Source organism: Methyloceanibacter sp., from assembly GCF_050728395.1.
Taxonomy (GTDB): Bacteria; Pseudomonadota; Alphaproteobacteria; order Rhizobiales; family Methyloligellaceae; genus Methyloceanibacter.
In genome coordinates, this window is record NZ_JBOHJB010000032.1 from 1 (window position 1) to 23,054 (window position 23,054).

Here is a 23,054-nt window from a genome sequence, read left to right on the forward strand (position 1 = left end):
ATGCAGGACCCCGACGTTCCCTGGAGCCACGCGCTTGCGCTGGTCGATCTGCTGGCCGGCGCCGATGTCGAGCTCACACTGGTCAAGGGCGGCGACCATCGCCTGTCAGGGCCGCAAGATCTGAAACGGCTCACCGCCGCCATCGCGACGCTGATAGGACGTGCCGGATAGGTGACGCTTGCGTCACCATGGGACATCCGAGCGTCTTCTCCAGCGCCTCCCGGAGCCCGGCCAATGTATCAACCGGGAGATATTGGCCACCGTTCTTTTCGGCAAGGCATTTGGCGTCGATGATGCCCTGATCGCCCATCCAGGCGTAATTCTTCACCCTGAGGCCGATGACGTCGACCGTCAGCTGGTCTGCTTCCGCATGAAGCTTCTCCGAGGTGTCGCAAGGCGAGCCTCCGCAAGTCTCTTCGCCGTCGGTAAGAACCACTATGAGACCTGGCTTGTGGCGGAAGTCGAGCACATCGGCCGCCTGCGCGACTGCGTCGGTGAGCGGAGTTCTGCCCGCAGGTCTCAAGGCGTCGATCGCCGCCATGATGCGATCGGCGGCATTCGGTGTCGGCTTGAGATCGAGGCGGATGGTGCATTGGTTCCAGGCGCCAGAGCCGTAGGTGATCAGTCCAACTCGGCGAAAGCGCGTCACGCTCGGCAGAATCTCCCGCATCGCCGTTCGCACCTTGTCGATGCGGGGAACGCTGCCGGCACTTTCGCTGCCATAGCCCCAGCCGTCCCCTGACATCGAGCCCGAGGCGTCGAACACGATCATGGCGTCTTCGGTGCAAGGCCGAACGTCGGCGTCTTCGGCTCTTGCGCTGATGGCGATCGCGGCGAGGGCAAGCGTGGCGAGCTGCAGGGAACGCAATAACGGGGGCATTCTTCACACGTGGGGCGCGAGTGCTCGTAGCCCCTCTCGATAGTTCGGATAGGCAAGGGTCACCCCGAGCTCGGACTTGATCAGCGCGTTGGAGATGCGGCGGCTGTCGCCGTAGAAGCTGCGGGCCATGGGCGTAAGCTTGGCCTCCTCGAAGGGGACCTCAGGTGGCGGCTCAATGCCCAATAGCTCAGCGCCATAGGCAATGACGTCCTCAGGCGGCGCCGGCTCATCGTCGGCGACATTGTAGATGGCTCCAGCCCGCGGCCGCGCGATGGAGGCTTCGAGCACGCTGGCGATGTCCTCGACATGGATGCGGTTGAACACCTGACCGGGCTTGACGATGCGCCGCGCGGTCCCGGCGCGAAGCTTGTCGAGCGCGCTCCGGCCCGGCCCATAGATGCCGGCAAGGCGAAACACCTGCACCGCCCGCCCGGTCTCTTCACCGAAGGCGAGCCAGCCGCTTTCGGCCACCACGCGCGCTCTGGTGCGCTCGTTATGGGGGCGTGGCGGGCTCGTCTCATCGACCACGGCTCCGGCGTGGTTGCCATAAACCCCAACGGTTGAGAGGTAGCCGATCCATTCGAGCGACGGCAGCTCTGCGATCTCGGCGCGGTAATGGCGGAGCACGGGATCGCCCTCGCTCCCCGGCGGAACCGAGTGGAGAAGATGTGTGGTGCCGGCAAGTGCCGCCGCAAGCTCCGTATTGCCCGGCTCTCCGGCGAAGCGGCAGACCTCATAGGCCGCAGCACGCAGACGCTCGATGTTAGCGGGGTCGCGCGCGGTGCCGGCGATACTCCAGCCTTTGGCGACAAGCCGCCGCGCCAGCGTCTCGGCCGAGAAGCCGAGGCCGAAGCAGAACAGACGACTCACGCGCCGATCCTCGCCCATTCGTCGGCAACGGCTGGATCGGCTTCGGCTGGCGCCTCGGATTCGCGGACTGCCGCCGCCCAATCCGGCGCAAGCCTGGACAGCGCCCATACCGCCATGGCGCGCACGAGCGGCGAGGCGTCGCCGAGACGCTGCTCGATCTGCGGCACGAGAGCATCATCCCCGGAATTGCCCGCGGCGATCAGCACGTTGCGCAAGAACCGGTCGCGCCCCGTGCGCTTGATCGGCGTTCCGCGGAAGCGTGCGCGAAAGGCGTCGTCGTCGAGCGACAACAGCTCGGAAAGAGGCGGATTGTCGCTCTCAGCCCGTGCGGCGAGCTTTGCCTCGCGCGCCACGCTCGCGAATTTGTTCCACGGGCACACGGCGAGACAGTCGTCGCAGCCGAAGATGCGGTTGCCCATGGCCTCGCGGAACTCGATCGCGATGTGCCCCTTGTGCTCGATGGTGAGGTAGGAGATGCAGGCGCGTGCATCGAGCTGGTAGGGGGCGACGAACGCCTTGGTTGGACACACATCCAGGCAACGCCGGCAGGCGCCGCAATGGTCCTCCTCCGGCTGATCGGGCGCGATCTCGGCGGTGGTGAAGATCGAGCCGAGGAACAGCCATGAGCCGAAGTCGCGGGAAACGAGATTGGTGTGCTTGCCTTGCCAGCCGAGGCCGGCCTTGGCCGCGATCGGCTTTTCCATCACCGGTGCGGTGTCGACGAAGATCTTGACCTCGCCGGGGGCGAAGTGCTGCACGCGTGAAGCAAGCGTCTTGAGCTTCGACTTGATGAGATCGTGATAGTCGGCGCCTTGCGCATAGACCGAGATGGCGCCGCGCGAGCGCATTCCAAGCGCTTGCAGCGGATCCCGCTCAGGCCCGTAGCTCAGCCCAAGCATGATGATGCTTTTGACGTCTGGCCAGATGGCGCGGGGAGACTTGCGCCGTTCTTTGTTGTCGGCGAGCCAAGCCATGTCGCCGTGGCGGCCGGATGCGAGAAAATCTTCCAAGGCGGCACCGGCGCCGGCCGGAGGGTCGGCGCTCGCGAACCGCACCGCGGCGAAGCCCAGTTCATTGGCCTCGTGTGCGATCCGTTCTTTCAGCGAAAGCGCCATGACACATCGACCCGACAGTCGCCCGCGACTCAGAAATCGAGATCGGCATAGCTCCCTGACGGGATGAAGCCGGGGACCCGGTCGGCGAGCAACGGCCGGAACGACGGTCTCGATTTGAGGAGTGCGTACCAGCTTTTGACCGGCTCGTAGTCCTCCCAGAACACCTCGCCGAGATAGTCGAGCGTCGAGAGATGCGCCGCCGCGGTAAGATCGGCGAAGCTCGGCGCCTCTCCGGCAAGCCAGGGCCTCGTCTCGGCGAGATGGCCAAGATAAGCGAGATGATAGCGTAAATTCTCGTGGCCGGCGCGCACCGCATCGGTATTGGGCGAGCCCCCGCCCGGGCCATAGCGGCGATAGACCTTCTCCTCGACCAGATAGGAGGTCACCTCATCGTGGAACTTGCGGTGGAACCAATCCACCAGCCGGCGCGTCTCGGCACGCGCCAGGGGCTCGCCGGGGAAGAGCTTGAAGCCTCTGGCGGCCTCGCCCTCGCTGCTCACCGTCTCGTTGAGATACTCGGAGATGGCGTAGGCGCCGGAAATCGGGCCGTCGGCGTCGGTGATCAGCACCGGCAGCGCCCCCGCCGGGTTCAGCTCGAGGAAGGCTGGGCGCCACTCCCACGGCCGCTCCTCGGTGAGCGTCACTTCGACGCCGCACTCGGCCAGCGCAAGGCGAATCGAGCGGGAAAAGGGGCAAAGCGGATAGTGCAGGAGCGTCGCCATCGACCCATTCGGCGGCCTTAGCTCCGCGAAAAGAATCGCGCGGAGTCGCGCCTCGGTATAGAACCTGCCCGCGCGCCGAACAAGCGGCCATCTCTGGGGCCGAGGGAATCGATGCCGATAGAACAGATCATCGTGCTCGCCGTGGTCCAGGGGATCACGGAATTCCTGCCAATTTCCTCCTCAGGCCACCTCATTCTCATCCCGTTCCTGACCGGTTGGCCCGACCAGGGCCAGTTCACCGACGTCATGTCGCATCTCGGTACGCTTCTCGCCGTGCTCATATATTTCTGGCGCGACGTCTGGCACCTCATCTTGGGAACGCTCAACCTGTTCCGCGGCAAGATCACCGACCAGGGCCGCCTCGCCCTCTACATTCTCGCCGGGACCATTCCGGCCGTCCTCTTCGGCTTCACACTCAAGAAGCTGAACGTCCCCGACCTTGAACGAAACATCACGGTCGTGGCCTGGAACACCGTGTTTTACGGGGTGCTGATGCTGGTCGCCGACATGTACGGCAAGCAGGTGAAAACCATCAACGACGTGACGCTGAAAAACGCTCTCGTGATCGGATGCGCGCAAGCGCTCGCCCTCATTCCCGGGACGAGCCGTTCCGGCGTCACCATGACTGCCGCGCGCTTTCTGAATTTCACTCGCCCCGATGCCGCGCGCTTTTCATTCCTCCTCGGCATTCCGGCCACCGCTGCGGCGATCGTGCTCACCCTCGGCGACGCGGTGAAGAGCGGGTGTCACATTACCACCGACGAGTTGATGGTCGCGGCTTTCACCTTCATCGCCGGAATTTTGGCAATTGCCTTCTTGATGAACTTGCTTCGGCGGATCAGCTTCCTGCCCTTCGTTCTTTACCGCATGGCGCTCGGTGGCTTTCTGCTCGTGCTCGTGTACGGCTATGGCGCGCATTTATCGCCGGCGCCTGAAGGAAATTGCGGTCCTGGCCAACCGGCGAGCGTGCAATCGGCGCCGGCCCCGCAATAGATCGGCGCGGCTCAAGGCTGATAGTCGGAGAACTGGCCCTTGGGGCGGTACTGCTCGAGATAGTCCGGCACCACGGCCTCGACGGCAACGGGATCGGTGATGCCGAGACCTTCGAGTGTCCGGTTGTCAAGCTTGGCGGCCTCGCTCACCACATTGTCGCGCTCGAGGAGCCGCACCTGATCGAGGGTAAGCGGCGGGTTCGGCAGCAATTGCAGGATCGCACCTTGCAGCTTGGCGAGGGAGAAGGGCAGCTTCACGAGCCATTTCCGCCGCATGGTGTAGGCGAGCACCCGCTGCATCACGTCTTTCATGGTCATGATCTCAGGGCCACCAAGCTCATAGACCGACCCGGCGCTTGCCTTGCCGGTGAGGCTTGCCATCACCGCCTTGGCCACGTCGCCGGCGAACACCGGCTGAAACTTGGTCTTGCCGCCGCCGATCAGGGGCAGCGCCGGGGATAGCCGGGCAAGTGCTGCGAAGCGGTTGAAGAATTCATCCTCAGGCCCGAATACCACCGACGGCCGCAAGATCACGGCGTCGGGGAACACCTCCTTCGTTGCCGCCTCGCCTGCTTCCTTGGTGCGCGCGTAGATCGAGGGCGAGCTGGCATCGGCGCCGATCGCCGACATATGCACGAACGCCCTGGCGCCTGCTGCGCGCGCGGCCTCGGCCACGTGGCGGGCGCCCTCGTCCTGCACGGCCTTGAAAGTCTGCCGTCCGCTCGGTGCCAGGATGCCGACGAGATTGATCACCGCATCGGCGCCCTTGGCGGGGGCAAGCAGCGAGTCAGGAAAGCGCACATTGGCCTGCACCGCGGTGATCTGACCCACGCCGCCAAGCGGCTGGAGGAAGCCCGCAAGCTCCGGCCGGCGCACGGCGATCCGCATTCTCGCCCCGGTCTTGGCCAGCGCGCGGACCACATGGCGGCCGATGAAGCCTGAGCCGCCATAAATCGTGATGAGAGTGGCGCTGCTTAAGGAAATGCCCACGGTTCGTCCTGCATGATCGCTCGCCATGACGGCCGCATCACCCGCCTACCAGGGAGAGCAGCAATACACGACCCTGTCGAAGTCTGGGAAGGCTTGACTGAGCCTGGCTCGGCTGGAGCTGCCTTGCTTGGCCGCCGCCGGCCGATTGACTTTGCTATGGCCCGATCGTACCTCAAAGGGCCTCAAGCCCAGGTGGCGGAACTGGTAGACGCGCTAGCTTCAGGTGCTAGTGCCCGAAAGGGCGTGGAAGTTCGAGTCTTCTCCTGGGCACCAATCATGAATTCACGCCGAGCCGATGACCGTCGAGCTGCATAGAGACGACCTGCCGCCCGGCCGCGCCTTCGGCGATGCCGTCGCCATCGATACCGAGACGCTCGGCCTCAACCCCTATCGCGACCGGCTTTGCCTCGTGCAGTTGTCGCGCGGCGACGGCAAGGCTGAGCTCGTGCAGCTCCGCCGGCACTATGAGGCGCCGGAGCTGAAGCGCCTGCTCGCCGATCAAAACGTGCTCAAGATCTTCCATTTCGCCCGCTTCGACATGGCCGTGCTTAAGCATAGTCTCGGCGTCATGCCGTGGCCGGTCTATTGCACCAAGATCGCCTCGCGCCTTGCCCGCACCTTCACCGATCGGCACGGCCTTAAGGATCTCGCCAAGGAGCTGCTCGGCATCGAGCTCTCCAAGCAGCAGCAATCCTCCGATTGGGGCGCCGATCAGTTGACGCAAGAGCAGCTCAATTACGCGGCAAGCGACGTCTTGTATCTCCACGCGCTAAGGGAGAAACTTGAAGCCATGCTTGTCCGCGAGGGCCGCCAAGGCTTGGCTCAGGCCTGCTTCGCCTTCCTTCCGACGAGGGTCGAACTCGATCTCAAGGGCTGGTCCGAGCTCGATCCCTTCGCCCATTAAGAGGGCCGGAAAAGGCGGCAAAGGCGCCTTTGGACAGGCCTTTGCGGTCGCAATGTGATCAAAGTCTTACGGCTAAGTAAGCGTGGGGTGAGCCGTATCGGCTCGGAGGAGCCTTTCCGTGACGTTTGAAGCGCAACTGGTGCCGGGCGATCGCCGCTATCGCGTGCGCTCTGCCGAGGAACACGAGCAGGCGTTCTCGCGCGCCGCGCAGCACAGCCGCGCCGTCACCATCCTGCGCAAGACGCTCCCGGTAATGGCGCTGCTGGTGCTCGCCACCTATTTCATTTCGACCAGACTCAGCGTCACCGTCGGCGGCGTGACCGCAAGCGTGAGCGGCGTCGAGGTCAATGACGGCAATCTGCGCATGGTCAACCCCACGCTCAAGGGCATGGACAAGAAGAACGGAGCCTATGTCGTCAGCGCCGACTACGCCGACCAGGACATGAAGAACCCGAAGCTGATCAAGCTGCATGCCATCAAGGCCGAGCTTACCACCGATCAAAAGGGCTGGTCGCGCATGCAGGCGGTGCGCGGGCTGTTCAACAGCGAGTCTGAGCGCCTCTTGATGCAGGACGATATTCGCGTGTCGACCAGCTCAGGCGTCACCGGCAAGCTCACCCTTGCCAGCCTCGAAATGAAGAGCCAGGTGTTGCGCTCGCACCAGCCCGTGGCCTTCGACCTGCCGAGCGGCACGGTGCGCGCCAACGCGCTCAGGCTGAACTCCGTCGACAAGACGCTCCTGTTCCGCGGTAAGGTGCGGGTGCACATCATCAAGGCGGCGACCAATCAGGCTGCGGCAGGCTCGAGCCAGTCGCCGCGGCCGCCGAAGATCGAGGCTCCCGACGCTCCCTCGCGCGTGCCGCCTGAGGCAAGCGCGACCGTTCCCGCGGAAGCGCTGCCACAATGAGCGCGCTCGCCAAACCGTCATTGTCTTTGCAAGCGGTGCGCGGCGCGCTGCTCGCCGCCGGGGCGGTCGCGCTTTCACTGCTTGCGGCGCCGCCGGCTGCGGCGCAGACCATGACCAACACCTTCGGCGGATTCTCCAAGAACTCGAACGAGCCGATCGATATCGAGTCTGACGTGCTCGTGGTGCACGACGCGCAGAAATACGCGACCTTCAAAGGCAATGTGAAAGCGGTGCAAGGCACCACCACGCTCCGCTCGCGCGAGCTCGACGTGCATTATGTGGGAAGCGGCAGCGACAGCCTGGCCAAGGGTCCCGATACGACAGGATCCACCCCTGCCGCCCCCAGCACCAGTGCCGGGGATGCGAAACCGAGCGGCGTCGGACTTGGCACCAACAACGGCACTCAGATCAGCAAGATCGAGGCGAGGGGGGAGGTCGTCATCACCAGCGACCAGGACCAGACCACCACGAGCGACTGGGCGCTTTACGATGTGCCGGCCCAGCTCGTGACCGTGGGCGGCAATGTGGTGTTAATGCAGGGCAAGAATGTGTTAAAGGGTGACCGGCTCGTGATCGATCTGAAGACCGGCGAAAGCCGGTTCGAGAACAGGAGCAATACCGCCGCCGGAGGCCGTATCCGAGCCCTGTTCATGCCCAAGGAAGCCAAGCCAGGAGATGACAGCTCCAAGAGCGACACATCGAGCGGTGACAAATCTGCGGAAAAGTCTGCCGACAAAGGAGCCGGAAGCGAAAAGGCCGCCGCTCCCGCTGCTCCCGCTGCCGCTGCTGAGCCCGCGGCCGATACGCCGATGCCGCTGCTTCCCGGCGCGCCGCAATAAGGCTGGAGCGGAATTTCATCCGACTTTGACCAGCTCGTGCCTCAGCTCAGGAGAGAAAGGGTAGTGGGCAAATTGCTATCGTTCCCAGGTCGCCGGGCGGTCGCCGAGCCTAGCGTTGCCCAACCCGAGGAGCACGGCTACGAGCACGACGCCGAGCCGAACCCTTATGCCGGCTGGCTGACCGTTCATTCGGTGGTGAAGGCCTTCAAGAAGCGCACCGTGGTCCGCGGCGTGAGCCTCGAGGTCGCCCGCGGCGAAGCGGTCGGACTATTGGGGCCTAACGGCGCGGGCAAGACCACCGTGTTCTACATGATTACCGGGCTCATCCCCGCCGACGAGGGCTCGATCCGCATCGACGGCCGCGACGTGACCAAGCTGCCGATGTACCGCCGCGCCAGGCTCGGCATCGGCTATCTGCCGCAGGAGGCCTCCATCTTCCGCGGGCTCACCGTGGAGGAGAACATTCTCGCCGTGCTCGAGACGGTGGAGCCGAGCAAGGCCGAGCGCCAGCTGCAGCTCGATGCGCTGCTCGAGGAATTTCGCATCACCCGTCTAAGGACGTCGCCCGCCATTCGCCTCTCCGGCGGCGAGCGGCGCCGCGTCGAAATTGCCCGGGCGCTGGCGAGCCGCCCCTCCTTCATGCTGCTCGACGAGCCCTTCGCCGGCATCGACCCGATCGCGGTCAACGACATTCGCGCGCTTGTGCGCCATCTCACCCAGCGAGGCATCGGCGTTCTCATCACCGACCACAATGTTCGGGAGACGCTCGATCTGGTGGGACGCGCCTACATCATCCACGACGGCATGGTGCTCACCCACGGCACCGCCGACGACATCATCAACAACGAGGACGTGCGGCGCGTCTATCTCGGCGATCAGTTCAGGATTTAGGGCGGTCCATTTGGACTGCCCGCGCGGGAGTGAGTATGGCTTTCACCGCAAAGCTTGAGCTTAGGCAAAGCCACAGTCTGGTGATGACGCCGCAACTGCAGCAGGCGATCAAGCTGCTGCAGCTCTCCAACATGGAGCTGACCGCTTTCGTCGAAGCCGAGCTCGAGCGCAATCCGCTGCTCGAGCGCGAGGAGGCCGATGACACTGGCGGCGCCGGGCAAGGTGACGCTGCGGAGGTGGAGGCGAGGCTTTTCGCCGACGCCAAGCAGGAGGCGAACGGGCAAGCCGCCGACGCTGTGGACGCAGCTGAAGGCGACACCGCCGGCGACGACGGCGAGTGGCTGGACCTCCAAGCCGATGATCGCGGCGGCCAAGCCGACGATCTCGATACCGAACCGCAAGACGCCTCTCCGGAAGGCGACAGCTTCGCGACCGGCGCGCTCAAGGAGGGGGGCTGGGCCTCGCTCGGCCAGGGCCCGCGCCTCGACGGCGACGATGCGCCCAATCTCGAAGCTTACGTCGCCGAGGTGCGGACGTTGAAGGACCATCTCGCCGACCAGCTTGCCCTTGTCTTCGCCGACCCGGCCCGCCGGCTGATCGGCCATCATCTCATCGACATGACGGATGAGGCCGGCTACCTGCAGGGCGATCTTGCCGCGCTTGGCGAGCTGCTGGGCGCGCCGCTCGATCTCGTCGAGGAAACCTTGACGGTGATGCAGGGCTTCGATCCTTGTGGCGTGTTTGCTCGCGACTTGCGCGAATGCCTCACGCTGCAGTTGAAGGAACAAGACCGCTGCGACCCCGCCATGGCGGCTCTGATCGAGCATCTCGACCTGCTTGCCACCCACGACCTCGCCGCGCTGAAGCGCGCCTGCCGCGTCTCCGACGAGGATCTCTGCGACATGATCCAGGAGGTGAAGCGGCTGAACCCGAAGCCTGGGCTCAAATATGGGTCGAGCCCGTCGCAGCCGATCGTGCCTGACGTGCTGGTGCGCCCGCTTCCGGACGCAAGCTGGCACGTCGAGCTGAACAGCGAGACCTTGCCGCGCGTGCTGGTGAACCAGGCCTATTACGCCTGCGTCTGCAAGTCGGCGACCAGCAAGCACGACAAGAGCTACCTGGTCGATTGCCTGCAAACGGCCAATTGGCTGGTGAAGAGCCTCGACCAGCGCGCCCGCACCATCCTCAAAGTGGCGCAAGAGATCGTGCGCCAGCAGGATGCCTTCCTGACCTATGGGGTGCGGCATTTGCGGCCGCTGAACCTCCGGACCGTGGCCGACGCGATCTCCATGCATGAATCGACGGTGAGCCGCGTCACCGCCAACAAATACATGGCCACCAATCGCGGCCTGTTCGAGCTGAAATATTTCTTCACCTCGGCGATTGCTGCTGCAGGCGAAGGCGACGCCCATTCTTCGGAAGCCGTGCGCCACCGCATCAAGGAAATGATCGAGGCTGAGCCCGCAAGCGAGGTGTTGTCCGACGACAAGATCGTCGAACGCTTGAAGCTTGACGGCGTCGACATCGCGCGGCGCACGGTTGCCAAATACCGCGAAGCCTTGCGCATTCCCTCCTCGGTGCAGCGCCGCCGGCAGAAGCGAATCGCGGCCGGCGCGAGCGCATGACCTCGCCGGCCAAAGCCGGATTTCGCAGCAACATGAGCCTTGAGTTGGGCGAAATTTGACACCATATGGGCAGCGGTCTAGCTTCCGGCTTGCGGGGCGGGAGGCCAAGCCAAACGAGCAGAGTGCCGGGATCGGCATCCGCCTCACATGCGGCGTCGTCATGCGTCCCGGGGGACAGGGAAAATTGGTCTGTCGGCACTTCCGCGGGCAATGACGATACAGGTCACCGGCAAGAATCTCGACGTTGGTGAGGCGCTACGCGGATATGTCCAGGAGCGCGTTTCGCAGACCGTCGAGAAATATATCGGACGGATGCCGTCCGGACACGTGCGCGTAGAGAAGGAACACGGAGAGTTTCGCACCGACTGCACGATCCATTTGTGGCAAGGCATGAGTCTTGAAGCCCATGGCGTTGCGGCCGATGCCTATCAGAGCGCTGATCTCGCTTGCGAGCGGCTGGAGAAGCGGGTTCGGCGTTACAAGCGAAGGGTCAAACGGCATGGGGGACACTCCGCCCGCAAGGAGACCCCCGCAGCGTCCTACGTGCTGCAATCGCGGCAGGATGGACAGGAGGAGAGCGATGAGGACAACCCGATCATCATTGCCGAAGCCGAGACTGTCGTGCACGAAATGGCGGTCAGCGACGCAGTGATGCAGATGGATCTTTCCGATCAGCCATTCGTTTTGTTTCGCAACGCGTCAAGCGGCGAAATCAACGTTGTATACCGCCGCGACGATGGCCATATCGGCTGGATCGATCCTGCGGTCAGACAGAAAACGCGGGCACGGCGCTAGCGGCTCGTTCGGCTATTGCGTTTCACTCATCAGGCGGGTTGGCACATGCATCTAGCTGATCTCATCGGCCCCGAAGCGGTGATTGCTTCGCTCAAGGTCAAGAACAAGAAGCAGCTTCTCCAGGAGCTGTCGGCCCGTGCCGCCCGGCTCACCGGGCTGCAGGAGCGCTACATTTTCGACACGCTGTTGCAGCGCGAGCGGCTCGGCTCGACCGGGCTCGGCCAAGGCATCGCCATCCCGCATGGCAAGTTCGCCGGCTTGAAGCGCATCACCGGCATTTGCGCGCGGCTTGCCGAGCCGGTCGATTTCGAAGCGGTCGACGGCGCATCCGTGGATATCGTGTTTCTGCTGCTCGCGCCGGAGGGCGCCGGTGCCGATCATTTGAAGGCGCTCGCGCGCATTTCGCGGCTGCTGCGCGAGGGTCATGCCGTGGACAAGCTCAGGGCCTCGCGCGACGCCGCCGCGATCTATGCGGTGCTGACCGAGGGCGCCACCTCCCACGCGGCGTGATGGAAATTTCTCGGCCTCAATCGAAATAGGCTGAAGGCTTAGTGCACGCTCAACGGCACGAGGTCGTTCTCAATGGCGTTGGCGATGGCCGCGTTGCGGCTGTCGGTGAGCGCGAGCGGCGTGCCGTCGGCGCCGAGCACCGCGTAGAGATCGATGCCTTCGAGCTTGCCGCGCAGGGCAGGGAACAGCTTCTGGGCAAGGTCGAGATTGAGCTGCTTGATATAAGCCACCTCGCCGTCACCGAGCTGCTCGAACGCCTTCTCGCTCATGGGGCCCTGAGCTTCACCATCAAATTTTGCGTCTTCGTTCATTCTTGACTTACTCCGCATCTGAAACCTTGGCCCGCTTTGGCGGCAACGCCTCGCGCCTCTTGCCGGCAGCCTCGCCATCGACGATCCGCACCGTCTGGACCGTTACGTCCGTCATCGGGCGCTCGAGCTCGATGGCGAGCAGCCCGTCGTGCAATTCCGCCTTGCGCACCTCCACACCGTCGGCGAGTCCGAAGCTGCGCTTGAACCTGCGCGCCGCGATGCCGCGGTAGATGTAGTCGCGGGACCGCTCATCCGCCTGCTTGCCGCGTACGATCATCTGGCCGCCCTCGATGGTGACGGCAAGCTCATCGACGCTGAAGCCCGCGACGGCAAGCGTAATGCGAAGCGTGGCTGGGCTTCCGTCCTCCCCGGTCAACAGCTCGATATTGTAGGGAGGGTAACCGGCCTCCGGTGCTCTGACGAACCGGGGAAGCCCACGGCCGGGCTCGACGCCGAGCCAAATCTCCCCTTCAAGGAACGTCATGCGCGACATTCTGCCAAGCCCTTCCAGTGCAAGCGGCTGCGACATGTCGTAGCGTCGTTGGGCCCTGTCGGCGCCCGGACATACAGAACGGCCACGCCCGCCGCGGCGCTGAGCCATTAAACCGGCTGGGATATGGGGAAAATGGCCAGCGAATTCAAGAATCGGCGCCGGGCCGGCCCGGTCACGAATAAGCGATTGGCTACGTCGAAGGACGAAGGTCGCGACCGCCGGTTAATCCTTGACCTTGATCGGCAGCTTCGGATGTTCTGATGCCATGGAATGGTATGTCGATTCGAGGACGGGTGACGACGCCAATGACGGGCGCGGGCCGAAGACCGCCTTCAAGTCTATCCAGCACGCGATCCATGTGGCGAAAGCAGGCGACACCGTGCTCATTGCCCCCGCCGCCTATGACCAGAGCCTGCCGAAGCAGATCTCGGCGTTGCGCGCGGCGAATGTCGGGGTCGCGGTACTAGGGGGCCACTAGAGCGAGCGCCTCCGCCGGTTTTCGAACCCCTTTGCTCAGGGGTTCCGATTAGGTAACCGTGTCTCAGCGTTGTCGATTGCCTGCAACATACCGGGCGCTATGATCGTCGCGTCGTTCGAAAAGGAGGAGACATGCGCAAACTATTCACGGTCCTTTCCACCGCATTCGTGCTCTTGGCCGGTTCAGCCCTTATGAAGGCCGAAGCAGCACCAATGCGGGGCCTGGGAGATCAGTCGCCGGTCACCAAGGGCTATTCGCCCGTTGAGACGGTCGGCTGTTGGTGCGGCCCGTATCAATGTGCGTGCCGTCGCTATTATGGCCCCCGGTACTACGGCGGCTATTACGGCTATTACGGCCGGCCCTATCGCTGGCGCTACTAAACGAGCGTCTACCGCTGTCCGGAGCGATCGGCAGCCGAGCCGGTCGCTCCACGACTGCGCGAGCGACGGCCAGCCTCGTGCGTTAGTTCATGGGGAAATCTGGTGGAGCCAGGCGGGATCGAACCGCCGACCTCGTGAATGCCATTCACGCGCTCTCCCAACTGAGCTATGGACTGGCAGCGTCGCACGTCATCGACTGGCCTGATACATTTCCTTGGCATCGTTTTTCAGGGACTCGGCTCTAACATCAGAGAGAGGTCGTCACATGGCGGAACGGGAGAGTGCGTTCACAGCGCAAGAGTTCATCGACAAATTGCAGCGTAATGACATGACGGCGCCTCTGGTAATAACAGGCATGGTGAAGCTGCCGGATACCCCGTCGACTGGGCTGATGTTTGCGCCCGGAACTCGTTGCGCTCAATGGATTTTGATCCCGACGAATGTGATCGAACGTGTTGAAGTCTTGCAGGTCGTGCCTTGCGGTGACCATACTCACCCACTCGTAAACCTAACCATCAAAACACCTGAGTCACCAGAAGGTGCCATGCTCTCATCCTTGTTGAGCGCCGTAGGCAAGCCGGGGGTTGCGACTCCCGCCATGCCCTCCACCAATCCAACACCGACGCGGGCACGCCTGGTGACACGCACGTCCGGAGTGGGGCTTTTCAAAGCAGGGTGTGCTGCAGCGTGCAATCAATATGAAGTCGATGAAGCGGGGAACATCTACGAATTATATTCCTGCAAGGACTACGGCGCCGGCATCGCGATCTGCTACTATAACTGATCCATCGCTCGCTCACTTGAGCAACTTTGAAGAGGTTGGCGCGCGCCCGCCCGTTTGGACGAGGCGGTTTAGAGAGGCAAGGCTTTAGGAGGGGGTGGTCGCAGCGACCGCCCCGCTCTTTTTTGTGTGATTTGGTGGAGCCAGGCGGGATCGAACCGCCGACCTCGTGAATGCCATTCACGCGCTCTCCCAACTGAGCTATGGCCCCTTCAGAAGTCAGACATCAGAAGTCGGAAGCCAGAGCGTCCGGCTCCGGGTTCTTGAATTAGGTCCGTGCAGACCGGGGTTCAAGCGAAAATACGCTTCTGATTTCTGACCTCTGACTTCGGTTTCCTGGAATCAGCCCTCCTCCTTCTCGGGGCCGCTGACAATGCCGGAGACATCGGCCTCCTCATCGCCTTCAGGCTCCTCCAGGAAGGTGTCATCCTCGCCGGCCGCGGGAATTTCCGCCTCCTCGCCGAGATCGACGATCTCCTCATCTTCGATCGCCGCGTCCTCGCCGGCCTCCTCGACCTCTTCGAGGCTGATCGTCTCGGGTTCGAGCGCAACGGCCTCGACCTTCGGCACCACCTTCTCCCGTACCTCCGGCACCGGCGCCCGCTCTCCGCGCCGCGATGTCGGCTGCGTCACCTGGTAGACGGCCTGGCAGGCGGGGCAGACGATCGGCGTCCGGCCCAAGTCGTAAAACCGCGCGCCGCAGCTCTGGCAAACGCGCTTGCTCCCTCTCGCGGGTTTCGACATTGACGTCCTCGATGCTTGATGTGCTTCGCCCCCCATTGCCACGCTTGCCTGGTGCTGTCAAAAGCTATCGAAAGCGCCCAAAGACTGAAAATCCAAGGTCCATGTCGCAGCCACTTTCCGCCGTTCCCACGCGGGCCCTTGCCGGCACGATCAGGGTTCCCGGCGATAAATCGATCTCCCATCGCGCCCTCATTCTGGGCGCGCTGGCCACGGGGCGCACCCGCATCACCGGCCTGCTTGAGGCGGAGGATGTCTTGGCCACGGCAAAGGCGGTGGTGGCGCTCGGGGCCCAGATCCGCCACGTCGATGGCGGCGTGGAGGTGACCGGTCAGGGTGTCGGCGGCCTGCGGGCGCCAATGGAGGATCTCGATTTCGGCAATTCCGGCACCGGCTCGAGGCTGATGCTCGGCGTGGTCGCTGGCCACGATATGGAGGCGCGCTTCACCGGCGATGCCTCGCTCTGCCGCCGTCCCATGGCGCGCGTGCTGAGGCCGCTGCAACGCATGGGGCTCGCCATCGACGACGACGCGCGCACCACGCTCCCGCTCACCGTCAGGGGCACGCCCGATCTCGTCCCCATCGTTTACGCATCTCCGGTCGCTTCGGCGCAAGTGAAGTCTGCGGTGCTGCTCGCAGGTCTGCATGCGCCGGGGCGCACCACGGTGATCGAGCCGCTTGCCTCCCGCGACCACACCGAGCGCATGCTCACCCATTTCGGCGCCGAGATCTCGGTGAAGGACGAGGACGACGGCCGCCGCGCCGTCACGGTCCGCGGCGACGCCGAGCTCGGCGGAACCTCCATCGCCATTCCTGGTGACCCGAGCTCTGCCGCCTTCGCCATCGCCGCCGGCCTCATCTGCGAGGGCTCCGACATCGTGCTCGACTGCGTGCTCATGAACCCAACCCGCGCCGGCTTCATCGAGACGGTGCGTGAGATGGGCGGGGACGTTGAGCTGCTTGACCTCCGTTTGCAAGGCGGCGAGCCTGCGGCCGACCTTCGGGTGCGCGCTGGCGCGCTTCGCGGCGTTGATGTTCCGGCTTCGCGCGCGCCGAGCATGATCGATGAATATCCGGTGCTCGCGGTGCTTGCCGCCTTTGCTGACGGCGAGACGCGCTTGCGCGGTCTTGCCGAGCTTCGCGTGAAAGAGAGCGACCGTCTCGCCGCCACCGCGGCCGGGCTCCTCGCTTGCGGCGTAGAGACGAGCATCGAGGGCGACGATCTCATCCTCGTTGGCAAGGGCAGCGTGCCCGGGGGCGGCGTGGTCGAAACGCACATGGACCACCGCATCGCCATGGCGTTTCTCACCCTTGGCCTTGGCGCCGAACAGCCGGTCGCCGTCGACGACGTGGGCATGATCGCCACGAGCTTCCCGGCCTTCGTGCCACTGATGACGAAACTCGGAGCCCAGTTCCGATGATCATCGCCATCGACGGGCCGGCGGCCTCCGGCAAGGGCACGATCGCCAAGCGCATCGCCGCGCATTACGGCCTTGCCTATCTCGACACCGGCACGCTCTACCGCGCGGTTGCGCGCGATACCTTGGCGCGTGGAGGAGATCCGGCCGACGCAATCGAGGCGCTCAAAAGCGCCAAGGCGCTTGACCCGCGCACGCTCGGCGATCCGCGCCTCAGGAAACCGGGCCTCGGCGAAGCGGCCTCGCTTGTCGCCAAGCATCCTGAGGTGCGCAACGAGCTACTCGCCTATCAGCGGAGCTTCGCCCGCGCCAAATCGGGCGCGGTGCTCGACGGACGGGACATCGGCACGGTGATCTGCCCCGAGGCCGACGTGAAATTATTTGTGACGGCGACGCCTGAGGAACGCGCCCGGCGGCGCTATATCGAGCTAAAAGGCGGCGGAATCGACTTAAGCGAAGCCGAGGTGCTATGCGATATCCGGCGGCGCGACGAACGGGACAAGCACCGCGCCGCGGCGCCCTTGCGCCAGGCCCCTGACGCGCACTTGCTCGATACTACAAATTTGGATATAGACGCCGCATTCAGGGCTGCCATCGATCTGATCGACGCTGCGATGGGCCGTGCAGGGTACGCCGGTTGAGGCAGCGCCCCTTATCGCATTGGCATACCATTTCCGAAGTTTTCCGCGAAATTCTGGCGGTAGACCTCAAGCGGCGCGTCAGCTGTGGACACGCTTGACCCCGTGCTTTTGCCGGCTTCATCGCCGGCGGCGAAGACGGGCAATACGATTGGAAGGGACTAGAGAGTTTTGATGAACGAACCGCAGGCTAGCATCAGCCATCCGAGCCACGACGAGTTCGCGGCCCTGCTCGAAGAGTCGCTGACCACCACGGCGCTGCAGGAAGGCAACGTCGTCAAGGGCACCATCGTCGCGATCGAGAAGGACGTTGCGGTGATCGATGTCGGCCTCAAGACCGAGGGCCGCATTCCCCTGAAGGAATTTGGCGTCTCCGGCCGCCCCGCCAATCTCTCCGTCGGCGACGAGGTCGACGTGTATCTCGAGCGCGTCGAGAACGCCATGGGCGAGGCCGTGCTGTCGCGCGAGAAAGCGCGCCGCGAGGAGAGCTGGACGCGGCTCGAGGAGAAGTACAAGGCCGGCGAACGCGTCGAAGGCGTGATCTTCAACCGGGTCAAGGGCGGCTTCACCGTCGATCTCGACGGCGCCGTGGCCTTCCTGCCGGGCAGCCAGGTCGATATTCGACCGATCCGCGACGTCGGACCGCTGATGAATATGCCGCAGCCGTTCCAGATCCTGAAGATGGACCGCCGCCGCGGCAACATCGTGGTGTCGCGACGCTCCGTGCTCGAAGAGACGCGCGCCGAAAAACGCAGCGAGATCGTGGCGCGGCTGGAAGAAGGTCAGGTCATCGAGGGCGTGGTCAAGAACATCACCGACTACGGCGCCTTCATCGATCTCGGCGGCATCGACGGTCTGTTGCACGTCACCGACATGGCATGGAGGCGCGTCGCCCATCCGAGCGAGGTCGTGAACGTCGGCGATAGCGTCAAGGTGCAGATCATCCGCATCAATCCCGAGACCCAGCGCATCAGCTTAGGCATCAAGCAGCTCGAAGCCGATCCTTGGGAGGGTATCGCCGCCAAATATCCGGTGGGCTCGCGGCTCAAGGGCACCGTCACCAACATCACCGACTATGGCGCCTTCGTCGAGCTCGAGCCCGGCGTGGAGGGACTGATCCACGTGTCGGAGATGAGCTGGACCAAGAAGAACATCCATCCCGGCAAGATCATCTCGACGAGCCAGGAGGTCGAGGTGCAGGTGCTCGAGGTCGACCCCGAGAAGCGCCGCATTTCGCTCGGCCTCAAGCAGACCCAGGAGAATCCCTGGGTCGCCTTCGCCGCCAATCATCCACCCGGCACCAATATCGAAGGCCCGATCCGCAACATCACCGAGTTCGGTCTGTTCATCGGGCTCGATGGCGGTATCGACGGCATGGTGCACTTGTCGGATCTGGACTGGTCCAAGTCCGGGGAGGACGCCCTCAAGGACTACAACAAGGGCGACAACGTCAAAGCCGTGGTGCTCGAAGCCGACTCCGAGAAGGAGCGCATCAGCCTCGGCGTCAAGCAGCTCACGCCCGATCCGTTTGCTTCCGGTGCGCCGTCCGCCAAGCTCAAGAAGGGCATGCGGGTGACCTGCGAAGTCGTCGCGGTGAAGGACAGCGGGCTCGAGGTCAAGCTCGTCGATCACGACCTGACCAGCTTCATCCGCCGCTCCGACCTCTCTCGCGACCGTTCCGAGCAGCGGCCTGACCGCTTCGGCGTTGGCGAGAAGTTCGACGCCGTGGTGACCCAGGTCGATGCCAAGGCGCGCAAGGTCGGGGTGTCGATCAAGGCGCTGGAAATCGCCGAGGAGAAGGAGGCCGTCGCTCAATACGGCTCGACCGATAGCGGCGCCTCGCTCGGCGACATTCTCGGTGCCGCCTTGAGCAAGGCCAAGGAAGATGACGGCGATGAGGTCGCCGAGAAGCCGAAGCGCAAGAGCAAGACCAAGAGCGAGGCTGCCAAGACCGAGGATTCGGCGGAGGCCGAGGAGTAATCCGGGGGGCCGCGAGCCGCGCCCGGACTTCCGCCTCTCCAGGCTGTCGATCTTCTAGAGAGAAGAGACCGTGATCGAAGCCGAGACCGTGATCGAGCGCCGCCGTCTCAGGCGGCGGCTCACCGCTTGGCGGCTCGCCGCGATCGTGCTCGCCGTCTTCGTCATCGCCCTCGTGATGGCCGGCGATCAGCGCCTGGCCGGCTCCGGCAGCTTCCTGCCGCACATCGCCCGCATATCGGTGAGCGGCCTCATCACCGACGATCAGAAGATGCTCGAGCTCCTCGACAAGGTCGGCAAGTCGAGCCAGGTGAGGGCGGTGATCCTCGACATCAACAGCCCGGGCGGCACCACCACCGGCGGCGAAGCGATGTACGATGCGATCCGCCGCCTCGGCGGGAAGAAGCCTGTGGTCGCGGTTTGCGGCACGCTCGCCACCTCAGCCGCCTATATCGTGGCGCTCGCCACCGACCGCATCTTCGTCTACGGCAACACCATCACCGGATCGGTCGGAGTCATCTTCCAGTGGGCCGACGTTTCCGAGCTCATGCGCACGCTCGGGGTGAAGGTCGAGGAGGTGAAAAGCGGGCCATTGAAGGCGGTTCCCAATCCCTTCGAGCCCACCGACGAGAAGGGCAGGGCGCTCGCCGCGGAAATGGTGCAGGAGGCGAAAGTCTGGTTCGTGGATCTTGTCGGCAAGCGCCGCAACCTCGAGCCGGCCGCAGTGCCCGGCTTGACCGACGGCCGCGTCTATTCCGGGCGGCAGGCCTTGGCGCTCAAGCTCGTCGACGAGATCGGCGACGAAAGGGCTGCCAAGAGGTGGCTGCAAGAGAAGCGCGACGTTGCTACCGGACTTTCCGTGGTCGAGTGGAAGCCCAGGACCGAAGGCGGCGGCATTTTTGGCTGGCTGTTCGGCTCGATCGCGTCCTCTCTCGGCAGTTCCGCCGGCAACTTTGCATCCCTATTCGGTCAAGTTTCGGAAGGACTTAGGCTTGACGGTCTAGTTTCGCTTTGGCACCCTGCGGGTAGCTAGCGGGGGCTGCTGCCGGCAAGCCGGCATTGTGGGGCAATCATGATCAAGTCGGAATTGATTCAGCGCGTGGCTGCGGCCAACCCGCACCTCTTTCAGCGCGACGTCGAGCGCATCATCAACATCGTGCTCGATGAAATAACTGGCGCGCTTGCCCGCGGTGACCGGGTCGAGCTGCGCGGCTTCGGCGCCTTCACGGTGAAGCACCGCGCCGCCCGCCAGGGTCGCAATCCGCGCACCGGCGACACCGTCTTTGTCGAAGACAAGTTCGTGCCCTTCTTCAAGACCGGCAAGGAGCTGCGCGAGCGCCTGAACCGCGAGGATGGGGCGGCCTAGCCTCGTCCCGATGGAGCGGCCGTGATGCGTAAACTGGTCGCCGTCCTGATTGTCGTCCCGCTCGGCGTATTGCTCGTGGCGCTCGCCGTCGTCAACCGCAAGCCGGTCATGCTCGGACTCAATCCGTTTGACGCCAATGCCGGCTTCGGCATCGAGGCGCCATTATTCCTGTTCCTGCTTGGCGCTTTCGCCCTTGGGCTCGTCATTGGCGGGATTGCGACCTGGCTCGGCCAGGGCAAATGGCGAAAGACGGCGCGGGTCGAAGCCCGCGAGGCCTCGACCTGGCGCCGCCAGGCCGACCGCCTGGAGAAGGAGCTGGAAGGCCTCGACGCCCACCCGCGGCGCGCCCGCCTCGCCGCCGATTGAAAGCCTCCTTGGGGGCGGTTTGTTGCACTGCGATAGACTTCGGCCCCCGAATTGCCTAGGGTGGCCCCCGCCTGGGCGCTGTTTGAGGGCCCCTGCACCCCCAGCCATGGAAAGTCTGCCAGGTGCCGGTGAAGGTGAAAATTTGCGGCGTGCGGACGCGAGAGATCGCGGACACGGCAGTTGCTGCCGGCGCCGACTATGTCGGCCTCGTGTTCTTCCCCAAGAGCCCCCGCTATATCGCGCCTGACGCCGCGCGGCCGCTCGCCGAGCTTGCCTTGGGGCGCATCGAGACGGTCGCGGTTCTGGTCGATCCCGACGATGCCTTGGTTGATGAGATCCTTGCCACCGTCCGCCCCAGCCTGCTTCAGCTCCACGGCAGCGAGTCGCCAGCGCGGGTGGCGGCGATCAAGGCGCGTTCAGGCTTGCGCGCGATCAAGGCCATCGGCGTCGCTACCGAAGATGATGTGGGGAAAGCCGCCGCCTACCGGGGCATCGCCGATATGATCCTGTTCGACGCCAAAGCGCCTGCGGGCTCAGAGCTTTCCGGCGGTCACGGGCTCGCCTTCGACTGGCGCGCCCTTAGGGGTCCTCTGGTCGAGCGTCCCTTCGCGCTGTCCGGCGGGCTCGGCCCTGACAATGTCTGGGAGGCGTTGGTCGCGACGGACGCCGACATGGTCGACGTGTCTTCAGGCGTCGAGCGAGCGCCCGGCGAGAAGGGCCCCGAGCTGGTGCGCAGGTTCATTCAGGCGGTCAAGGCGTTCCGCCCGTTGAAGAAGGCTATTGGCTCATGAGTGCTCCCCTCAGCCAGCCCCCGCTCAACTCCTACCGCACTGGGCCCGACGAGCGCGGCCATTTCGGCCTCTATGGCGGACGCTTCGTCGCCGAAACGCTGATGCCGCTGATCCTCGATCTGGAGCGGGCCTATAACGACGCCAAGGCCGATCCGTCCTTCCAGGCCGAGATGGATCACCATCTCGCAACTTACGTCGGCAGGCCGTCGCCGCTTTATTTTGCCGAGCGGCTCACGCAGCACTGCGGCGGCGCCAAGATCTATTTCAAGCGCGAGGAGCTCAATCACACCGGCGCGCACAAGGTGAACAATGTGCTCGGCCAGATCATGCTGGCCATGCGCATGGGCAAGACGCGCATCATCGCCGAGACCGGCGCCGGCATGCATGGCGTCGCCACCGCGACCTTGTGCGCGAAGTTCGGGCTGCCCTGCATCGTCTATATGGGCTCGGTGGACGTCGAGCGGCAGAAGCCGAACGTGCTCAGGATGAAGATCCTCGGCGCCGAGGTTCGCGCCGTCGAATCGGGCTCCAAGACGCTCAAGGATGCGATGAACGAGGCATTGCGCGACTGGGTCGCCAATGTGCACGACACCTTCTATTGCATCGGCACGGTGGCAGGGCCGCACCCTTACCCGGCGATGGTTCGCGACTTCCAGTCGATCATCGGCCGTGAGACGCGCGATCAGATGCTTGCGGCCGAAAACCGCCTGCCGGATTCGCTGATCGCCTGTATCGGCGGCGGCTCCAATGCCATGGGCCTGTTCCATCCGTTCCTCGACGAGCGTGGGATCGAAATCTACGGCGTCGAAGCTGCCGGCCTCGGCCTCGACAGCGGCAAGCACGCGGCCTCGATCGCCGGCGGCAGGCCCGGCGTGCTGCACGGCAATCGCACCTATCTGTTGATGGACGACGACGGCCAGATCGAGGAAGCGCATTCGATTTCCGCCGGGCTCGATTATCCCGGCATCGGCCCCGAGCACGCCTGGCTCAACGACATGGCCCGCGTGACATTCCTCTCGGCAACCGATGCCGAGGCGGTGGCCGCGTTCCAGCTTTGCAGCAAGCTCGAAGGCATCATCCCGGCGCTCGAGCCGGCGCACGCGCTCGCCCGCGTGTTCGACCTCGCGCCGAGGAAGAAGAAGGATCACCTGATGGTGGTCAATCTTTCCGGCCGCGGCGACAAGGACCTCGACTCCGTCGCAAGCTATTTGAGCGCCAAGACGCGAGGCAGAAACTGACTATGGTGAGGACGCATTCCCAAAGGCACAGCGTGA

27 protein-coding genes and 2 tRNA genes are annotated in these 23,054 nt (G+C 64.3%); 20 read left to right on the forward strand and 9 right to left on the reverse strand.

Going from position 1 to position 23,054, the window contains the following annotated elements:
• Window positions 1-130 precede the first annotated feature (130 nt).
• From ACREC7_RS07630 to ACREC7_RS07645, 4 genes are read right to left on the reverse strand one after another with little or no spacing between them, the layout of a single operon-like run.
• Window positions 131-868, reverse strand: a complete 738-nt coding sequence (locus tag ACREC7_RS07630) for a vWA domain-containing protein (RefSeq protein ID WP_431555091.1) — start codon at window positions 866-868, stop codon at window positions 131-133.
• Window positions 869-883: 15 nt separating this feature from the next.
• Window positions 884-1,750: an SDR family oxidoreductase gene (locus ACREC7_RS07635; protein WP_431555092.1), complete on the reverse strand. Its 867-nt coding sequence runs from the start codon at window positions 1,748-1,750 to the stop codon at window positions 884-886.
• On the reverse strand, window positions 1,747-2,865 hold the full coding sequence (gene queG / locus ACREC7_RS07640; protein ID WP_431555093.1) for a tRNA epoxyqueuosine(34) reductase QueG: 1,119 nt from the start codon (window positions 2,863-2,865) through the stop codon (window positions 1,747-1,749). The genes ACREC7_RS07635 and queG overlap by 4 nt, the downstream gene beginning before the upstream one ends.
• Window positions 2,866-2,894: 29 nt before the next feature.
• A complete protein-coding gene (locus ACREC7_RS07645) occupies window positions 2,895-3,587 on the reverse strand; it encodes a glutathione S-transferase family protein (RefSeq protein ID WP_431555094.1) in 693 nt (230 codons plus the stop codon).
• Between the two features lie 111 nt (window positions 3,588-3,698).
• On the opposite strand from ACREC7_RS07645, the gene ACREC7_RS07650 reads away from it, so the two are divergent.
• A complete protein-coding gene (locus tag ACREC7_RS07650; protein ID WP_431555095.1) occupies window positions 3,699-4,580 on the forward strand; it encodes an undecaprenyl-diphosphate phosphatase in 882 nt (293 codons plus the stop codon).
• Between the two features lie 11 nt (window positions 4,581-4,591).
• On the opposite strand, the gene ACREC7_RS07655 is transcribed toward ACREC7_RS07650, so the two are convergent.
• Complete coding sequence (locus ACREC7_RS07655; RefSeq protein ID WP_431555096.1) at window positions 4,592-5,596, reverse strand: complex I NDUFA9 subunit family protein; 1,005 nt, start codon at window positions 5,594-5,596, stop codon at window positions 4,592-4,594.
• Between the two features lie 159 nt (window positions 5,597-5,755).
• Here ACREC7_RS07655 and ACREC7_RS07660 point away from each other — a divergent pair.
• The 8 genes from ACREC7_RS07660 (at window position 5,756) to ptsN (ending at window position 12,040) form a co-directional block, all read left to right on the forward strand.
• Window positions 5,756-5,842 (forward strand) — tRNA-Leu (locus ACREC7_RS07660).
• Between the two features lie 22 nt (window positions 5,843-5,864).
• The gene (locus ACREC7_RS07665) at window positions 5,865-6,473 is read left to right on the forward strand and encodes a ribonuclease D (RefSeq protein WP_431555097.1); all 609 of its coding nucleotides are present in this window, start codon (window positions 5,865-5,867) and stop codon (window positions 6,471-6,473) included.
• A 118-nt stretch (window positions 6,474-6,591) separates the two neighbouring features.
• Window positions 6,592-7,380, forward strand: coding sequence for an LPS export ABC transporter periplasmic protein LptC (lptC, locus tag ACREC7_RS07670; RefSeq protein ID WP_431555098.1), 789 nt, complete (start codon window positions 6,592-6,594; stop codon window positions 7,378-7,380).
• Window positions 7,377-8,219 (forward strand): LptA/OstA family protein, encoded by an 843-nt coding sequence (locus tag ACREC7_RS07675; RefSeq protein ID WP_431555099.1) that lies wholly within the window; start codon window positions 7,377-7,379, stop codon window positions 8,217-8,219. The genes lptC and ACREC7_RS07675 overlap by 4 nt, the downstream gene beginning before the upstream one ends.
• Before the next feature lie 63 nt (window positions 8,220-8,282).
• Complete coding sequence (gene lptB / locus ACREC7_RS07680) at window positions 8,283-9,110, forward strand: LPS export ABC transporter ATP-binding protein (RefSeq protein WP_431555100.1); 828 nt, start codon at window positions 8,283-8,285, stop codon at window positions 9,108-9,110.
• Window positions 9,111-9,145: 35 nt separating this feature from the next.
• Window positions 9,146-10,735, forward strand: a complete 1,590-nt coding sequence (rpoN, locus tag ACREC7_RS07685; RefSeq protein ID WP_431555101.1) for an RNA polymerase factor sigma-54 — start codon at window positions 9,146-9,148, stop codon at window positions 10,733-10,735.
• 210 nt (window positions 10,736-10,945) lie between these two features.
• Window positions 10,946-11,530: a ribosome hibernation-promoting factor, HPF/YfiA family gene (gene hpf, locus ACREC7_RS07690; RefSeq protein WP_431555102.1), complete on the forward strand. Its 585-nt coding sequence runs from the start codon at window positions 10,946-10,948 to the stop codon at window positions 11,528-11,530.
• 45 nt (window positions 11,531-11,575) lie between these two features.
• Window positions 11,576-12,040 carry a PTS IIA-like nitrogen regulatory protein PtsN gene (gene ptsN / locus ACREC7_RS07695; protein WP_431555103.1) on the forward strand — a complete coding sequence of 155 codons (465 nt, stop codon included), beginning with the start codon at window positions 11,576-11,578 and terminating at the stop codon, window positions 12,038-12,040.
• 38 nt (window positions 12,041-12,078) lie between these two features.
• Here ptsN and ACREC7_RS07700 read toward each other — a convergent pair whose 3' ends face one another.
• Window positions 12,079-12,351 (reverse strand): DUF1150 family protein, encoded by a 273-nt coding sequence (locus ACREC7_RS07700; protein ID WP_431555104.1) that lies wholly within the window; start codon window positions 12,349-12,351, stop codon window positions 12,079-12,081.
• A gap of 7 nt (window positions 12,352-12,358) precedes the next feature.
• A complete protein-coding gene (locus tag ACREC7_RS07705; RefSeq protein ID WP_431555105.1) occupies window positions 12,359-12,880 on the reverse strand; it encodes an Hsp20 family protein in 522 nt (173 codons plus the stop codon).
• 193 nt (window positions 12,881-13,073) lie between these two features.
• Here ACREC7_RS07705 and ACREC7_RS07710 point away from each other — a divergent pair, with 193 nt between their 5' ends.
• The 3 genes from ACREC7_RS07710 to ACREC7_RS07720 all read left to right on the forward strand — a co-directional run bounded on the left by ACREC7_RS07710 (window position 13,074) and on the right by ACREC7_RS07720 (window position 14,486).
• Window positions 13,074-13,322 (forward strand): DUF1565 domain-containing protein, encoded by a 249-nt coding sequence (locus ACREC7_RS07710; RefSeq protein ID WP_431555106.1) that lies wholly within the window; start codon window positions 13,074-13,076, stop codon window positions 13,320-13,322.
• A 131-nt stretch (window positions 13,323-13,453) separates the two neighbouring features.
• Window positions 13,454-13,702 (forward strand): hypothetical protein, encoded by a 249-nt coding sequence (locus ACREC7_RS07715; protein WP_431555107.1) that lies wholly within the window; start codon window positions 13,454-13,456, stop codon window positions 13,700-13,702.
• Between the two features lie 265 nt (window positions 13,703-13,967).
• On the forward strand, window positions 13,968-14,486 hold the full coding sequence (locus ACREC7_RS07720) for a hypothetical protein (protein WP_431555108.1): 519 nt from the start codon (window positions 13,968-13,970) through the stop codon (window positions 14,484-14,486).
• A gap of 132 nt (window positions 14,487-14,618) precedes the next feature.
• On the opposite strand, the gene ACREC7_RS07725 is transcribed toward ACREC7_RS07720, so the two are convergent.
• Together ACREC7_RS07725 and ACREC7_RS07730 are read right to left on the reverse strand one after the other, a co-directional pair.
• Window positions 14,619-14,694, reverse strand: a tRNA-Ala gene (locus ACREC7_RS07725).
• Between the two features lie 131 nt (window positions 14,695-14,825).
• Entirely contained in the window at window positions 14,826-15,227 is a 402-nt protein-coding gene (locus ACREC7_RS07730; protein ID WP_431555109.1) for a TIGR02300 family protein, read from the reverse strand.
• A gap of 101 nt (window positions 15,228-15,328) precedes the next feature.
• On the opposite strand from ACREC7_RS07730, the gene aroA reads away from it, so the two are divergent.
• From aroA to trpB, 8 genes are all read left to right on the forward strand, one after another.
• On the forward strand, window positions 15,329-16,645 hold the full coding sequence (aroA, locus tag ACREC7_RS07735; protein ID WP_431555110.1) for a 3-phosphoshikimate 1-carboxyvinyltransferase: 1,317 nt from the start codon (window positions 15,329-15,331) through the stop codon (window positions 16,643-16,645).
• The gene (gene cmk / locus ACREC7_RS07740; protein WP_431555111.1) at window positions 16,642-17,283 is read left to right on the forward strand and encodes a (d)CMP kinase; all 642 of its coding nucleotides are present in this window, start codon (window positions 16,642-16,644) and stop codon (window positions 17,281-17,283) included. The genes aroA and cmk overlap by 4 nt, the downstream gene beginning before the upstream one ends.
• A gap of 171 nt (window positions 17,284-17,454) precedes the next feature.
• Window positions 17,455-19,260, forward strand: a complete 1,806-nt coding sequence (gene rpsA, locus ACREC7_RS07745) for a 30S ribosomal protein S1 (protein ID WP_431555112.1) — start codon at window positions 17,455-17,457, stop codon at window positions 19,258-19,260.
• A 70-nt stretch (window positions 19,261-19,330) separates the two neighbouring features.
• Window positions 19,331-20,290 (forward strand): signal peptide peptidase SppA, encoded by a 960-nt coding sequence (gene sppA / locus ACREC7_RS07750; RefSeq protein ID WP_431555113.1) that lies wholly within the window; start codon window positions 19,331-19,333, stop codon window positions 20,288-20,290.
• A gap of 39 nt (window positions 20,291-20,329) precedes the next feature.
• Window positions 20,330-20,623 (forward strand): integration host factor subunit beta, encoded by a 294-nt coding sequence (ihfB, locus tag ACREC7_RS07755; protein WP_424389241.1) that lies wholly within the window; start codon window positions 20,330-20,332, stop codon window positions 20,621-20,623.
• Between the two features lie 24 nt (window positions 20,624-20,647).
• The gene (locus ACREC7_RS07760) at window positions 20,648-20,989 is read left to right on the forward strand and encodes a lipopolysaccharide assembly protein LapA domain-containing protein (protein WP_431555114.1); all 342 of its coding nucleotides are present in this window, start codon (window positions 20,648-20,650) and stop codon (window positions 20,987-20,989) included.
• A gap of 122 nt (window positions 20,990-21,111) precedes the next feature.
• A complete protein-coding gene (locus tag ACREC7_RS07765) occupies window positions 21,112-21,780 on the forward strand; it encodes a phosphoribosylanthranilate isomerase (protein ID WP_431555115.1) in 669 nt (222 codons plus the stop codon).
• Window positions 21,777-23,018: a tryptophan synthase subunit beta gene (gene trpB / locus ACREC7_RS07770; RefSeq protein ID WP_431555116.1), complete on the forward strand. Its 1,242-nt coding sequence runs from the start codon at window positions 21,777-21,779 to the stop codon at window positions 23,016-23,018. The genes ACREC7_RS07765 and trpB overlap by 4 nt, the downstream gene beginning before the upstream one ends.
• Window positions 23,019-23,054 lie beyond the last annotated feature (36 nt).